The sequence below is a fragment of the Bacillus sp. M5A3_1b genome (assembly GCF_053345335.1).
Genome location: NZ_JBKEZY010000009.1, coordinates 1 through 15,980 on the forward strand (window position 1 = coordinate 1; position 15,980 = coordinate 15,980).

The window sequence follows — 15,980 nt, forward strand, 5'->3', positions numbered from 1 at the left end:
TTGCTCTTTCGTCGAAATCTTATATTACTACTATAAATCACTTTTTCAATACTTTCTGTACACTGCATGTAGCCTACAAAAAGGTAACATTAAACCCCCTCTAAAAACTTGACAATCTTTCTTATTTCAGCATGTTTTCGTCGGATATAGCCTGTACTATAATGCAAGTCAAACGCTATTTGTTCTAAAGTCATTCCATCAACATACTTCATTTTAAGTATTTGATGATCTAATCCAGTAAACTTATTAATTAAAATCTTTAAATCGAACATTTCATTCATCTTATGTCCTAATTCATATTCAATAGCTTCCACACGACCTTCTACCTTAGCACCTTCTGATTCAGTAGTTAATCGTACATGTTGCAAGTCACCACTAGTCCAGCGCTTTAACTCTGCTTTTGATTTGTCTAAGTTAAATTCTATATACGTAATTTCTTCTTCTAGTTTCTGATAATCTTTCATCCAGTCAAGCATCTAATAATCCCCCTACTTTTCTTTAATTAAATTCTGTTTCTTATTAATATCACCAAAGGTAAAGTAACCTTTATTATCCTTTTAATCGAATTCACGAATATTAATTATGATTTATATTTTCTTAATAAAGCTTTTAATCTCTCACGCTCTTCTTCAATAGTTAACTCATTATTTTGTATAGGATGCTCTTCTGGAACTTCTTCTTTTTCACGTAGCCATTCTGGTACCAGTTCTTTTCGTTTGGTATACCCTGACCTAGATTGCTTCTTATTCTTACAAAGATCAAACTGTGCATCTAACACAACTACATCATTAATTGTTTTTACTTTTTGACTTTCCCAATTTTTAAGAATTCCACGTACATACCTCCACTTTGGTATATTCTCATCAATTGATCTCTTTACTGCTTCCAAAATTAGTTCACTACCTAATGCTTCGCAAAATTCACCCAGCTCTGCAATAGCTATTTCACTTAACAATATTCCATTCTTAAGCAAAAATTTATAACTTATTTTGAAATCTTCATTTATCAATCTTTGTGGGAGTGATTTTTCCTTATTATCATGATGATGATCCTTATTTTGTGTATCAGTGTTTAGTTTTTTAGTACTTTTTAAATCAGTATTTAGTAGCTTGCGATTTTCCACCAGTAGATTCCCAGCAACAGGATTATCAACAGGTGGGTTTTCCACTGGTGGAAAATCCTCCAATGGGATTTCGTAAATAATAGTCTCCCACCTAACAATTTTGTTTTTTACATCTTTAATAGGAAATCTCTTAATATATCCGTACTCTTTTAATTCCTTCATTCCAGCTCTTAAGCTATTAATACCATCTTTTGCGTGCTGCGATAATTCTTCCCTATAAAACACCCAATCATCTGGAAGTGTAAGTATGTATGCTAATATCCCCTTCGCCTTCCAAGAAAGCCTTTTATCTTTTAAACCCGTATTATTAATAACGGAATAATTATTATCCTTTTTAACTCTAAAAATCCCCATACTATCTACCTCTCCACTATTGTTAAGATCAAATACCTACATTCGAGATTCTGTACTCACTATCAATAACTTCCCCATGATGAAACCTACTTTTTATTCCTTTCAAACCAACACAACATTAAAAAGAACTTTAAGTTCGATTTATTACTAAAAAAAAGAGCATCTATACTCATATCAAAATACTTAGCAATCTTTTTAGCAATTCTCATTGAAGGGATTCTTTCTTTTTGATCAATCATTCGAATATATCGTTCCGTAACCCCACAATAACCAGCAAGTTCTTTATATAACTTCTTTTCCGGTTCATACATTTTGTTACTAATTAATCCACCTCCGTAAGAACAATTAGTTCTAAATATAGATTAAAGAACTAATTGTTCGTTGTCAATGTAAAAAGGAACTTTTTGTGCTAAAATAAACCCAAAGAGAACAATTAGTTTAATTAGAGAGGTGAACAATGTGATAGGAGTTAGAATAAAATCCTTACGAAAAAAAGAAAATTTAACACAAAAACAATTGGCTGAAAAAATTGGAGTATCCCAAAGAATGATAGGCTACTACGAATCAGAAGAAAGATTCCCTCCACATGATGTTCTAACTAAATTAGCGGATTGTTTTTCAGTTTCAGCTGACTATTTACTAGGACGAGCTGTTACGGACGAAACTAAGAAGCAATTAACGCCAAAAGATGAGAAAGACATAGCAAAAAGAATGGAAGAAATAAAAAAAGACCTTCAAGGAGAAGATGGCTTAATGTTCTCTGGTGAACCTATGAGTCAAGAAGCTGTAGAATCACTATTAGATGCAATGGAGTATATTGTAAAACAAACGAAAGTAATCAATAAAAAATACGTGCCTAAGAAATATCGTAAACCAGACGATAACTGATGCGAGCTTAGGAGGGAATACATTGAAATTCGTCATTAGAGATCTAGTCCAACAACTTAGCAACAAATACAACACGACAAACCCCTATGAGCTTGCAGATTACTTAAAAATACATGTACTAACATGGGATTTACATGAAGAAATAAATGGTTTTTATAAATATGAAAAAAGAAATCGTTTCATTGTTATTAATACTAATTTATCTCCATCTATGCAGAGAACTGTTTGTGCTCATGAATTAGGACATGCAGTCCTACATACTCATGCAAATACACCTTTTCTGCGTAAGAATACATTCTTTTCCGTTGACAAATTAGAGATAGAAGCAAATACGTTTGCTGCGCTTTTGTTAATTGACCAAAAGACCATTCAGCCTGGTGATACAAAAGCATGTATAGCATACAAAAATAATATTCCAGTTGAACTCTTAGAATTTTATAAACCTTGCTAAAGGAAAAAAGACATTTTATTTATTAAAAACAAGGAGAAAGCCCCCATTTGAGTGCTTTCTCCTTGTTTTTATAAGTGGACCTTGTAGGACTCGAACCTACGACCGAACGGTTATGAGCCATTTGCTCTAACCAGCTGAGCTAAAGATCCAGAGCATAAATTTTACTTTATAGGACGTATTCACATATACTACTTCTTTGATCTCAGGTTCCTCAACAAATTTAAGATCGTTCCCGTATAGATTAAAAATCTGGTTCTTTGCATCCTCTTTTGATAGAGTACTAGACTGATTTAAGTCTCCCTGTTGCTGTAAATCTTGAGCACTATCTCCTGAAATGCTTGTAAGTACACCTTCATCAAAATTATTAAGTACTCTTAATATGTTTAAGTTAAAAACAAATCAAGCTATTTATAGCGTAACAAAACATTGAACTCAAGTCATTGAATTTGTATTTCTATATAATAATTGAGTTGCTTATGATATTGAAATTAAATTATTATAGTTATGTTTCAAAAGAATTGGACAAACTAATTCTTAAACTAAATACGGTAAAAGTAGAGGCTTATTTCAATTGCCTAATAGCCTCTTTCCTAAGATCTGTTTCTATATGCTATACTGACTCTTAATTACTTGTAGAAGAAATGATAAAAATAAAGGTTTTTTTATCTATTATTTTGTTTAGTTCTCCTTCATTTAAGTATCTTTCTTTACATTATATTGACTATTAATCATTATATTATATATTGCAAATATAACGATATAAATAATACCAAGGAGGTTTACAACATGAAAAACATAATGGAACTCCTCAACAATCCATATATTAAATATCCATTAATTGTGATTTCAGCTATAGCTATAATAAAAACAGGTTATGATTTAGGTTCCTTTATTAAAAAATTAAAAATGAGCCCGGTACATACCGGACTCACTTTTATCAAGCTGCCTAATGAAATAACCGTGTCTAACTTTTAGGGGGCACTTCACAAAATGCTCTTTTTGTTTTTATTTCTTATGTTCGTGCAAATGATTACACGGAGAACATTGAAATGGAATTTTATCTAAGCAATTAAAGTTTGTTTCACAAATTTGTTCGATCGTTGGGACGAACGGTATGACCACAATATTACTTTCTATTATTTGTGTAACAGGCGGTAACACTGTACCTACTTGATGTTCGAAGCGAATACTCGCTTGATTTATATAATTTCCTGAACCACTTGGCGCGCTCTGAACTACTACTTGGAACGAGACTGTGAGTGCTTCACCTGGATTTAAACTTCCTATAAGAAATCCTGATATTGGGTTTACATTTGGCACTGGCGTATTATCAACCGTTACACTTCCAAGGACAAATTGAACACTACTATCTAACATATCTTGAAAACGAATATTTTGTATCGCTGTATCTCCCGTATTTGTAATAACTGTCGTAAACGTAATAACATCTCCTATTGTTGCTGTTTGATGGTCTGCCACTTTTACAACAGTCGTTGAGACATTTTGAGGAATAAACGGGATAACAACTGTATTGCTATCGCCTTCAACTACTACAGGCGGTTCATTTGGATTCACAATTGCAAGCCCACTCGCCGTAGCTGTATTTGTAACTAAGTTATTTATTTGCCCTCCTGTTATTACAACTTGGAAATTAATAATTGCTGCATCATTTGGCTGAAAATCACCTAACGGAATACCTGTATTCGGGTTGGCAAATGGAAAAGGTACATCATTTACCGTTACCGAGCCATTTATAAATAACGTATTCGGATCAATGATATCCGTTAAAACAATATTCGTCACAGGAACTGTACTATCATTTATAACAGCAATTCCGTAAGTGACGACATCTCCTACCATTGCTACTTCAAAGTTTGCTCCTTTTGCAACAAATAAGATTGCAGTATTTACCGTTACAATAACTGTATTACTCGTGTCCATCACTGTAACTGGCGGCTCTCCTGGTACTAAAATATATTCTGCTGATGCCCCAGCAACGTTCACTACTGTACCACCATCTGGAAAACTTGTAATGGTAGCTTCATATGTTACAAGTGCCGTCTCACCCACTGGGATGTCTGGTATCGTAAATCCAGCCTGTGGATTTAACCCTGGTTGCGGAACTCCATTTATCGTTACACTATTTGGAACAAACTCAGCTTCCTGAGATAACACGTCTATAAATTGAACATTCATCGCATCAGCCGTACCAGTATTTAATATACGAACAGTATACGTTACCGTTTCTCCCACTCCAACAATCGGATGATCTACTTCTTTCAGCATATCTAAACTACCTCGATTTACTGGTGTGACTGTCGTATTACTTGAGTTCGTAATTGTAAACGGTGGTTCTCCTGGAATCAATTCGAAATCACCAGTTACTCTCGCTGTATTCATAATGCTACTAGAAGGGGGAATTGTGATTACATTTACTTCAAATGTAATTAATATACTGTCCCCTACTGCAAGATTTGGTAATGAAAAGCCTACAAATGGATCTAAACCTACTTGCGGAATCCCATTTATTTGTACACTTCCTGGAACGAATTCTAAACTAGGTGATGGAACATCAATAAACTGAACATTTGTTGCAGCTACCGTTCCTGTATTCGTAACTTGCACACTATAAGTTAACGTATCCCCTAATCGTGTTGCTTGCTTATTTACGGTTTTTATAACATTAAATCTCCCTCTATTTACCCTTGTTATTGTCGTATTACTCGGTTCAGTTACTACAACCGGCGGCTCTCCTGGTACTAAAGTAAAGCTTCCTGTTATATTTGCAACGTTCGTAATGGTTCCTGATGACGGGATGTTTGTAACTGTCGCTTGAAACGTCACGATAACTGTTTCACCAACTGGTATATCTCCAACTCCAAAGCCAGTAATCGGATTTAAGTTTGGTTGCGGGGCTCCATTTATCGTTACACTATTTGGGACAAATGACGCTCCTGCTGAAATCGTATCAATAAACTGAACATCATTTGCTGTTACTGTTCCCGTATTCGTTATTTGAACTGTATACGTTAATACATCTCCAACGAGAGTAGCTGCTCTATTTACTTGTTTAATAACATTAAATCGTCCTCTATTTACAGTTGTGAGCGTCGTGTTACTTGGCTGATTCACTACAATTGGTGGTTCTCCTGGTACTAATATAAAACTTCCTGTAACATTTGCCGTATTGACAATTGTTCCGTTTGATGGAACATTGACAACTGTTACTTGGAATGTAACTTCTACACTTTCACCTGGATTTATATCTGGAAGTGGGAATCCATTATTAGGATTGAATCCAGGTTGTAGCACACCATCTATCGTTACACTATCTAGTACAAATGTAATCGAGGACGGCAATACATCACTATATTGAACATTCGTCGCTACCACTGTACCTGTATTTTGAACTACTGTTGTATATGTGATTGTATCGCCTACTGCAACAACCGGCTGACTCACTGATTTTAAAACATTCAAACCGGGTTCATTAATTTCTGTTAATGTCGTATTACTTGTTGTTGTTTCTGTAATAGGCGGCTCTGTTTCACTTACAGCAAATGTAGCTGTAACGTCTACAAAGTTAACAATCGTTCCCCCCTCAGGTATGCTCGTAACCACTTCCTGATATGTGACAAGTACAAAATCATCTACAGAGATATCTGGAACTGTAAAGCCAATGAAAGGATCTAATCCTGGTGCCGGCACCCCATTTATGCTCACACTTCCCGGTACAAATGCTACACCGGCGGAAGTTGTATCTATAAATTTAACATTCGTTGCTGCCACTGTACCGAAATTAAAGATTAATACATCATACGTTAATATTTCTCCAACCGTCGCTACCTCTTTATCAACTAGTTTTAATGGAAATATAGACGCTATATTAATTGTCGTAACGACTAAATTCGTTAATATCGTTTCCGTAATTGGTGGTTCCTGCGGATTTGGTTGTGAAGTAAATGTAACATCTGCATCATTTAATATGACTTCATTATCTGGAATCTCCGTAATCGTCACTTGGAACGTCACAGCAATATTTGCACCTGCATTTAATAACGGACTAACTGGAAATCCTGTTTCTGGATTTAAGCCAAGTTGCTGCCCCCCACCTATCGTTACACTATTTGCTACAAATATCGTTCCTTCTGGTATGACATCTTGAAAGAACACATCTGTAACTGGTATAATTCCTACGTTTGAAATTAGCACAGTATACGTTAATACATCCCCAACCGCTCCAGCAGCAACATCAACTGTTTTTGTTGCTGTTACTTCACCAGGAGGAGGTAACGGTATCGTAACTACTGTCGTATTACTTGAATTGGTTGTTGTTACAGGGGGCTGTAAAGGATTTAATAAAAAAGTGGCTGTTGCAGATGCCGTGTTTAATACGGCTCCGCGCGTGGATGGCGCAACTACTGTTACTTGGAACGTTGCAGTCAATGATGTTCCAGCAGCGATATTAGGAAGCGTAAAACCTATATTTGGATCAAATCCAGGTTGAGGCGTTCCATTTATCGTTACGCTATTTGCTACAAATGTTGTTTCTGGAGCAATTGGATCAATGAAGGAAACATTCGTTGCTGTTACTGTGCCGTTATTTCGAATGACTACAGAATACGTGTAAGTCTCTCCAAGTGCAGCTTGTTGTACAGATGAAGATTTTTGTATATTTAATCGAGCAGTGTTTACTTGTGTCACAACGAAATTACTATTCGTAACAGTCGTTATTGGAGGGTTTGCTGGATTTATAAGAAAACTTGCAGTAACGTTCGATTGGTTTCTTATATTTCCACCGCTCGGAACACTCGTCACTGTAACTTGAAACGTAATCGTAGATGTTTGCCCGACCGGAATATTTGGTACTGGGAAACCTACCATTGGATTCGCGCCTTGCTGAACGACTCCGTTTATCGTCACACTATTTGCTACAAACGCAGCACCAGACGGAATTGGATCTTGAAAAATAATATTCGTTGCAGGAACAGTTCCTGTATTTTGAATGCGAATCGTATACGTTAGCGTATCTCCTATACCTGCTTGGGGTGTATTTACACTCTTCATTACATTAAGTGATCCTACATTCACTCGCGTCACAACAATGTTACTAATCGTTACAATTGTAACTGGTGGCTGGAGAGGACTTACTTGGAAATCAGCAGTTACATTCGCATTATTCGGAAGAACTCTATTTGGTGGTACACTCGTAATCGTCACTTGAAAAGTAACTGTTACCATCCCTCCTACCGGAATGTTAGCAAGTGGAAATCCAATTGTTGGGCTTAAACCCGGCTGAGGTGTTCCATTTATCGTTACACTATTTGCTACAAACGTTGTTCCAGATGGAATTGGATCAACGAATGATACATTTGTCGCTGCTACTGTTCCACTATTTTGTATACGAACTGTATACGTTAACGTATCTCCTACACCTGCTTCAGCAGCGCTTACACTTTTTATTACATTTAATCCTGAAGAATTCACCACTGTCATAACAGTATTACTTGGTACTGTTACAGTTATCGGTGGCTCTGTTGGATTTACAAGAAAATCTCCAGTTACATTCGCATTATTTACGACATTATTTCCTTGGGGAATTTCATCAATTAATACTTCAAACCCAACAATTACACTCGCACCAGTAGGCAAATTATTTAATGGGAATCCAAGTTCTGGATCTGCCCCTTCTTGTAAAACCCCATTAACAACTACACTGTTTTCAATAAATAATGTCCCTTGTGGAATTGAATCTTGAAAAAACACATTTGTAGCTGTTACACTACCTGCATTTATGATTTCAATTGTATATACTAAAACATCCCCTACCGTTGCAATATTCGTATTGACTGATTTCACAACTTCAAAGTTCCCTGATTGTACTGTTGTATTCACAACATTACTCGGAACATTGATTGTTACTGGTGGTTCACTCGGATTCACTTGAAAACTCGCTGTTACATTTGCTTGATTTAAAATATCTTCATTTTCTGGATCCTGTACAATTAATACGTCAAATGTGACTACAACTGTTTGAGCCGCAGGAATATTCGGAAGAGAGAATCCTGTATTCGGATTCAATCCACTTTGTGGTACTCCATTAATTGTTACAGAATTTGCAACGAATGAAACAGCGGAAGGAATAGGGTCTTGGAAAAATACATTTGTTAACAGTACGTTTCCTGTATTTTGGACGGCAATTGTGTATGTTAAAGTATCCCCTACCGCCGCTTGCATTGTATTCACTTCTTTTATTACATTTAAACCGCCTGTATTAACTTGTGTCACAACTGTATTCGTTTGTCTATTAATCGTTATCGGTGGCTGATTCGGAATAACGACGAAATTAGCAGACACATTTCCACGATTTGCAATCGTACCTCCTGATGGTGTAGATGTCACTCGTACTTGAAAAGTCACTGTCCTACTTCCGCCAGGAGATATATTCGCTACGGTAAACCCAGTCGCAGGATTTGCCCCAGGTTGTGAAACCCCATCTACAGTCACACTATTTAGGATAAAAGTCGTTCCAATTGGGATTGGATCTTGAAAAATAACATTCGTCGCAAGTACATTCCCAGTATTCTCAATTGTAACGGTGTACGTAAGAACGTCATTAACTGTCGCAAAAGCTCTATCTACTGTTTTTCTCGTTCTTATATCAGCTATATTAATTGTAGTAAATACAGTATTACTTGTCGCTTGGCCTGAAATTGGTTGTTGACCAGGTACTGGAGTAAAGTTAAATGTTACACTCGCACGATTTGGAATTGGATTTACAAGCGGATTAGATGTTACTCGAACTTGAAAACGCACTACCGTCGTTTGCGAAGCATTAATACTTCCTAGATTAATACTACTTGCTGGATTTGCTCCTGGACGTGCTACCCCATTTACCGTGACACTATTTGTTATAAACGTTGTTCCAGCAGGTATACTATCAACAAAAATAACATTATTTGCAGCGACATTCCCATCGTTCGTGACATTCACTGTGTACGTTAATACATCATTAATTGTTGCCGTCTGTAGATCTACAGATTTTTGTAAACTTACATTTGCGCGATTTACCGTCGTCTGTACTGTATTTGAAGAAGCTGTACTTGTGATAGGAGGACTTCCAACAAAAGGACGGAATTGGTATGACACCATCGCACGATTTGAAATTGGATTCGGATTCGGGAATGACGTAACTCTCACTTGAAACGTGACAACTCTTTGAGCATTATTCGGTATCGTTCCTAAATTAATTCCACTAGCTGGATTGGCGCTCGGCTGAGTTACTCCACCTACTGTAACACTGCCTGCTATGAACGTAGTTCCATTCGGAATACTATCTTGTAATACAACGTTTTCTGCACTTCCTGTCCCTGTATTCGGAACAGTAATCGTATAGGTAAGAATATCACCTACTGCTGCAACGGTTTTATCAACAGATTTAACAGGATTTATAATTGGCCCTGTCGCATCAATTTGAACACCAAAACCAGCTGCAGCATATCCATCTCCATTTGTAACGAAGCGAACAGTCGCTGACGTTTGATTATTTACTAATGATGACGAGGCATCTACATTCGTAATATCCCATCCTTGTCTTCGGACGGCTAAAGCTATCCCTAACGGCTGATTCAAATTTCCAAAGGTGCCAGTTGTATCTAAATTCCCACTATCATTACAAATTTGTGACTGAAAGAAATTATTTGCGGGATTTCTCGGTCCGAATACAGCAACTGTAGCATTCGCATTCGGCCCAAAGCGAAGTTGATCTCCAACAATGTTAGAATCACCTTCTTGAGCAGTTACGAGCACCCGTCCTGTTACAGCTCCTGTGGCTGGAGTAGCAAATCCTGAAATAGTAGCATCCACTGGTGGTGATGAAGCATCGATAATTTCTTGACCTGCATAAACTGATAAATTCCGAAGTGGCAAACTAGCATTTTGATACACAACCTCAAGTGTCCAACCAGCCGAACGACTAATAGTTGGATCAAATGAAGTTCTTGCAGCTGGCACTGCACCTGTAGTATAAGTTCCTGCCCCACCTGCACTAACAAGATTCGTTACATTGGCAGAGCGCGCATAATAAAACTGGTTCCCTACTGAACCTTGCTGCGCAGTTGCAGGATCTGGTGTAACAGAAAACGTTCCTGCCGGTGTTGTAAATGTAATGTTATCATTTAAAAAAGCTGAAACATCCTCTGTATCGGTCCGGTATGTGCCGGCCCATACTAGTTCTGCGTATAAAATACTACTCCCTGCCGGAAGATTCAAAATTGCACTTGAAGAATTTAATGGCCAGTCATTCGTCGTTCCTGCTGGGAATCCAGGTACTTGGAGCGATGTATTTACCGTTGTAAATACATCAATCGTACCGAAGTTATTATTTGGTGCAGGCGATGTAGGACTTAGTCCTAACGTGTTCCCAGTGAACGTGACGGCACCAGTTACTGTTGTTGTAAAGCGATTCATAAAAGGCACACAATCATCTCATTTCAATTATAGTAAAAAGTGCTCTATACTATAAAATGTAGACAAACTATACAATGTACGTTGTCCAACAAAATTCCACATATATGGAGAGGAGTTTACTACACTATGCGCTACGTTATCATAACAGGAACTTCACAAGGTTTAGGTGAGGCAATCGCCACACAATTATTAGAAGAAAATACAACCGTCATCTCTATTTCTAGAAGAGAAAATAAAGAGCTTACTAAACTCGCAGAACAATATAACAGTCATTGCATTTTTCATTCCTTAGATCTTCAAGATGTACATAAATTAGAAACTAACTTTAACGAAATCATTTCATCCATTCAAGAAGATACTGTATCATCTATTCATTTAATTAATAACGCAGGTACGCTCGCACCCATGAAACCAATAGAAAAAGCTGAGAGCGAGCTTTTCATTACAAACGTTCAAATTAATTTACTTGCACCGATGATTCTTACCTCTACTTTCATGAGATATACGAAAGACTGGAAAGTAGATAAACGTGTTATAAACATTTCATCTGGTGCAGGAAAAAATCCTTATTTTGGATGGGGCGCTTATTGTACAACGAAATCTGGTGTAAATATGTTTACACAGTGCGTAGCAACCGAAGAAGCAGAAAAAGAATATCCAGTAAAAATCGTCGCTTTTGCACCTGGTGTTGTTGATACAAGTATGCAAGCACAAATTCGTGAAACAAATAAAGAAGACTTCATAAATTTAGACCGCTTCATCGCACTAAAAGAAGAAGGAAAACTACTGTCACCTGAATACGTTGCGAAAGCAATTCGTAGCTTACTAGAAACTGAGAATTTCCCGCAAGGTGAAGTCATTCGAATTGATGAATAACAAAAAGGCACGCTCTAATAGCGTGCCTTTTCATTTTATTTCTCTAAAAATATAAGTACAGACTCCGCAATTTTTTCATAACCAATTTCTTGATAAATTTTATTAGACGTAGGGTTTGCTAGATCAGTATATAACGTAGTCGTCTTATATCCTTCATCTAACATACGTTGACTAAGTGCAGCGACACAACTAGATGCGTACCCTTTTTTCCGCGCTTCTTTCGGTGTATATACGAAATTAACTGTTATATTGTTTGTAGTTGGTCTCGTTTTTGCAGCTACAGAAACAAGCTTCCCATCTACTTCTAAACCAAATAGACGACGGTTCGTAATTAATGTATGAGCGGTTTGTTTCGCTTCTTCTTTCGTAGTAGGAAGCCTTACATCTTCGCAAAATTGATAAATCCACTGTTCTATTAATGTTAGCTCATCACTACTTACTTCTCGAAATACTCCATCTCCGTTCCACTTTTTCTTCACTTGTTTTAATTGATATATACCTTGCTCCATTGCAACAGTAGTTTTCTTATTTTCTAACACTGCAATCTCTTCCGCTAATTTCTGTACAATTTTCTTATTACCAATTAATCCAGGAACATTTGAATATACTTTCGTTAATTTTTTTGCAAGTTCCACGATATCCTCTTCCGCAATTTCAGACGTAGCAACAATGATTTGTTTCTTTTCTTCTGTTTGAAGAAATACAACTGCAATTTCTTCCTCTTGTTTTGCTACCCCCATAAATATCGGTTGTTGGACCATTTTTAATACACCTAATATGAGATTATTTTCCTGCTCATTCTTTTCTAAAAATGGTGTAACCTCTTCTTTAAAATTAAGAATCTCTTCATATACATGTAATTGAATCATCGACAATCTCTTCCCTCTATTTATAGTTTCATTAAGTATTGGCGATTATTTCATTAAATCCTTCTTTTACGATTCAATACTATGCGAAGTTAACATATTCAAATCAGTTTCAGCTTGTAAAATTCTCTGTTTTTCTTTTTCAAATACCTCTTCTTCTTTTTGAAATGACTCTTTTCGATTTTTAATCATACGCTCCATTTCTTTTTTACTCGGTCCACCGTATACATTTCTTTTTTGAATAAATGCTTCTGGCGATATAATTTCATTCCACTCTTTTTCTAATAAATTCACTTTCAAATTTTCTTGTAAGTATACATTTATGTCTTTGAAATTTAATTCATGTAACTCCTTTTTCTGCTCCAATGACATATTCGCAATCGCACTTGCTGCATGATGTGCATGCCGAAATGGAATGCTATAGTTTTTTGTTAAAACATCTGCGAAATCAGTTATCGTAATTGCATGTTTATAAGAACGACTCTTCAACGTTTCTTCTTCTACTTTCATCGTTCGAATCACTGCATTCATAATACAAAAAACACGAATGGTCTTTTCAATCCCTTTATATAAATACGGCTGCAAATCATCTTCTGTATCGACAATATCACCAAATGGTGTATTATGGATCATTTGAAATACTGTAAATGCTTCTCCTAAAGCGCTACTCGTAATCGCACGGGCATGTTCAATGGAAACTGGATTTCGCTTTTGCGGCATAATGCTACTTATTTGTACATATGGCTTTGCAACAGTAATACCATCATATTCTTTCGTCGCTAATAATAAAAAGTCATGAATCCATCTGCTCGTATTCGTCATAATTACCATAAGTAACGAGCTAACTTCTAATAAATAATCCGCTCCAGCAACAGCATCATATGAGTTCTCAATTACATTTGTAAACCCAAGTAAATTGGCAACTCGCTCTCGTTTAATTGGGAAACTTGTTGTAGAAAGAGCGGCGGCTCCCATTGGAGACTGATTTAAAAGTTTGTACGTTCGTTTCATTCGTTCTAAATCTCTCTGCATCGTATCATAAATCGCTAACGTATAATGACCAAATGTTGTGGGCTGCGCTGGTTGTGTATGTGTATAAGCTGGCATAATCGTTTCTTTATGATCAGCAGCAAGTTGTAGTATACTTTCTTGCAATAATAAATGATGTTCCATTAATCGTAATACATATCGTCTTAAACTCATACGATACATCGTTACACCCATATCATTTCTACTTCTACCAATATGCATATTACTTACAAAATCGCTTTTCGCTTCTTGAGAAATTAAATGTTCCACTAAAAAAAAGAGATCTTCATGCCGCTCTGTATAGAGCAATTGCTCTTCTGGAATTCCCTCTACCTTTTTTAATGCGTGTAGTATAACTTTAGCTTCTTCCTTTTTCATTAAATTTTCTTCAGTCAGCATCATGATATGCGCTTTATGCACTTGAAACATATCTTTCAATAAGTAATTTCGCTGAAAATGAAATACATGTTGTAATACGCAATCTACATATGTTTTTCCAGGGAAATCAGCGCCTTCACTCTTTATAAACTCTTCTTTACTTTGTTTCATCACCTTTTCCCCTCTCACCTAAGTATTACTCCCCATCATACCCAGAGATAGGAAAAAAGTGCTTGTACATAAAGTGAAACTTTAATCAGTGGGGGTTTTCTTCATCCCCACTGATTATCAGCCCTCACCAATCGGACTTTTAGGGGCAGCCCGACCCCCACCTAACTTCTTTGCTTCCGCTGAATTTTGAGGTGGGGGTCTTACTGCCCATTAAAGCGGGATAAAAATAAACTCGATGCTCTCTGCACCGAGTTTACTTAATAAAAGTCGCATCATACTTATCACTTTGCAACACTTGGAAATGTAAGTTTGCTAAATGTTTCCGTATTTCTGCACTGTCGTCCTCATTTAAATTATTGGCTAAAAACACTATTTCTGTACAGTTCCCACGTTTATCCATCGCATAAACTGCTTTTGTAACTGTCCATGGCGTATAACCATTCTTTTGCCCTGCATGTCTAAATGTTTTACGATATTTTTTAGCACTCATATCCGTTTCAACGATATTAGCCCACACTTTTTCTTCTGCGTCTGTTAGGCCACCTTTATGATTTGCCTTTTGAAGCAGTACCATATAATCGTTTGCAGAAGCTGCTGGTAATCGATCTGACCAAATTTTATCGTAACGTTCCTCTAAATAAAGAGGTATGTCCTTCTGTAATAATGGTCCCTTCTTTTTTAAGCGCTCATGAATAATCATCGCATATTCACGATATTGCTCTTGAGACATTTCTTTTAATTTTTTCTCTATTTTATATTTCGGAACATGTAATTCTTTATGCAAATATCCAGGGATGTATAAAGATGAAACAATCGGAAATAGCGGCTGATGTGCTGGAAGGGATAAACTTTGTAAATTTCGATTAATATTATCTAACCCTAACACTTCCATTAAATATTCAGCATTCGCATTCGAACTAAACTTAACCATTCCTTTTGCCACTTCTTCTAAAGAAACTGCCCCTTCTGTTATCTTGTCTGTCTTTTGCAAATACCTTTGCCATCTATCTTGTGCACCGCCATCTGTATTCGGCACATAATAACGATTTATATCATTAATAGAAATGAAACTAGACGGATCAATTTTCCCTTCCGTAACTTGTTTCGTATATTCAAGCGCCACAATTAACTTCATCGTACTAGCAACTGGCAATACAACATTTGGATTTACAGAATAAACAACTTTATCGTTTCTCTTAACGAGAAGCGCACTATTTTTTTCATCTTTATGTTCTTCAATAAAGGATGCGATATACTGTGCATCATCATTATTTGAACTCCACACTTTTTTCACTAAAAAATTACCCGATATTAGCAAAACGAAAATACCCACAATCACTGCGCATACTATAGTTTTTTTCAAGTAAAATTCCTC

At 36.4% G+C, this 15,980-nt stretch carries 11 protein-coding genes, 1 tRNA gene and 1 pseudogene; 4 read left to right on the forward strand and 9 right to left on the reverse strand.

Going from position 1 to position 15,980, the window contains the following annotated elements:
- Positions 1-89: 89 nt before the first annotated feature.
- From ACLBWW_RS21860 to ACLBWW_RS21870, 3 genes are all read right to left on the reverse strand, one after another.
- The gene (locus ACLBWW_RS21860; protein WP_098048271.1) at positions 90-476 is read right to left on the reverse strand and encodes a hypothetical protein; all 387 of its coding nucleotides are present in this window, start codon (positions 474-476) and stop codon (positions 90-92) included.
- A gap of 104 nt (positions 477-580) precedes the next feature.
- Entirely contained in the window at positions 581-1,477 is an 897-nt protein-coding gene (locus tag ACLBWW_RS21865; RefSeq protein WP_048543948.1) for a DnaD domain-containing protein, read from the reverse strand.
- Positions 1,478-1,563: 86 nt separating this feature from the next.
- Complete coding sequence (locus ACLBWW_RS21870; protein ID WP_048543950.1) at positions 1,564-1,800, reverse strand: helix-turn-helix transcriptional regulator; 237 nt, start codon at positions 1,798-1,800, stop codon at positions 1,564-1,566.
- A 136-nt stretch (positions 1,801-1,936) separates the two neighbouring features.
- Between ACLBWW_RS21870 and ACLBWW_RS21875 the strand changes: the two genes are divergently transcribed.
- Together ACLBWW_RS21875 and ACLBWW_RS21880 are read left to right on the forward strand one after the other, a co-directional pair.
- The gene (locus tag ACLBWW_RS21875; protein ID WP_048543952.1) at positions 1,937-2,365 is read left to right on the forward strand and encodes a helix-turn-helix domain-containing protein; all 429 of its coding nucleotides are present in this window, start codon (positions 1,937-1,939) and stop codon (positions 2,363-2,365) included.
- A 22-nt stretch (positions 2,366-2,387) separates the two neighbouring features.
- A complete protein-coding gene (locus ACLBWW_RS21880) occupies positions 2,388-2,816 on the forward strand; it encodes an ImmA/IrrE family metallo-endopeptidase (protein WP_000673783.1) in 429 nt (142 codons plus the stop codon).
- A gap of 75 nt (positions 2,817-2,891) precedes the next feature.
- Here the strand turns inward: ACLBWW_RS21880 and ACLBWW_RS21885 are convergent.
- Positions 2,892-2,965 (reverse strand) — tRNA-Ile (locus ACLBWW_RS21885).
- A 28-nt stretch (positions 2,966-2,993) separates the two neighbouring features.
- Positions 2,994-3,173 (reverse strand): annotated as a pseudogene (locus ACLBWW_RS21890) (M4 family metallopeptidase); the annotation flags it as partial.
- A 429-nt stretch (positions 3,174-3,602) separates the two neighbouring features.
- Between ACLBWW_RS21890 and ACLBWW_RS21895 the strand changes: the two are divergent.
- Positions 3,603-3,791: a hypothetical protein gene (locus tag ACLBWW_RS21895; protein WP_098077977.1), complete on the forward strand. Its 189-nt coding sequence runs from the start codon at positions 3,603-3,605 to the stop codon at positions 3,789-3,791.
- A gap of 30 nt (positions 3,792-3,821) precedes the next feature.
- On the opposite strand, the gene ACLBWW_RS21900 is transcribed toward ACLBWW_RS21895, so the two are convergent.
- Positions 3,822-11,294 carry a DUF7507 domain-containing protein gene (locus ACLBWW_RS21900; protein WP_447614236.1) on the reverse strand — a complete coding sequence of 2,491 codons (7,473 nt, stop codon included), beginning with the start codon at positions 11,292-11,294 and terminating at the stop codon, positions 3,822-3,824.
- A gap of 117 nt (positions 11,295-11,411) precedes the next feature.
- Between ACLBWW_RS21900 and ACLBWW_RS21905 the strand changes: the two genes are divergently transcribed.
- Positions 11,412-12,161: a (S)-benzoin forming benzil reductase gene (locus tag ACLBWW_RS21905; protein ID WP_098633765.1), complete on the forward strand. Its 750-nt coding sequence runs from the start codon at positions 11,412-11,414 to the stop codon at positions 12,159-12,161.
- A 35-nt stretch (positions 12,162-12,196) separates the two neighbouring features.
- Here ACLBWW_RS21905 and ACLBWW_RS21910 read toward each other — a convergent pair whose 3' ends face one another.
- The 3 genes from ACLBWW_RS21910 to ACLBWW_RS21920 form a co-directional block, all read right to left on the reverse strand.
- Positions 12,197-13,030, reverse strand: a complete 834-nt coding sequence (locus ACLBWW_RS21910) for a GNAT family N-acetyltransferase (protein WP_098633764.1) — start codon at positions 13,028-13,030, stop codon at positions 12,197-12,199.
- 66 nt (positions 13,031-13,096) lie between these two features.
- Complete coding sequence (gene argH, locus ACLBWW_RS21915) at positions 13,097-14,605, reverse strand: argininosuccinate lyase (RefSeq protein WP_048543963.1); 1,509 nt, start codon at positions 14,603-14,605, stop codon at positions 13,097-13,099.
- A gap of 253 nt (positions 14,606-14,858) precedes the next feature.
- Positions 14,859-15,968 carry a serine hydrolase gene (locus ACLBWW_RS21920; protein WP_098048265.1) on the reverse strand — a complete coding sequence of 370 codons (1,110 nt, stop codon included), beginning with the start codon at positions 15,966-15,968 and terminating at the stop codon, positions 14,859-14,861.
- Between the last annotated feature and the right edge of the window lie 12 nt (positions 15,969-15,980).

What these genes read in the sequence shown, in the direction of transcription:
- ACLBWW_RS21905 (WP_098633765.1), top strand. Translation starts at nt 11,412, where the DNA reads ATGCGCTACGTTATCATAACAGGAACTTCACAAGGTTTAGGTGAGGCA.
- ACLBWW_RS21910 (WP_098633764.1), bottom strand. Translation starts at nt 13,030, where the DNA reads ATGATTCAATTACATGTATATGAAGAGATTCTTAATTTTAAAGAAGAG.
- argH (WP_048543963.1), bottom strand. Translation starts at nt 14,605, where the DNA reads ATGAAACAAAGTAAAGAAGAGTTTATAAAGAGTGAAGGCGCTGATTTC.
- ACLBWW_RS21860 (WP_098048271.1), bottom strand. Translation starts at nt 476, where the DNA reads ATGCTTGACTGGATGAAAGATTATCAGAAACTAGAAGAAGAAATTACG.
- ACLBWW_RS21865 (WP_048543948.1), bottom strand. Translation starts at nt 1,477, where the DNA reads ATGGGGATTTTTAGAGTTAAAAAGGATAATAATTATTCCGTTATTAAT.
- ACLBWW_RS21895 (WP_098077977.1), top strand. Translation starts at nt 3,603, where the DNA reads ATGAAAAACATAATGGAACTCCTCAACAATCCATATATTAAATATCCA.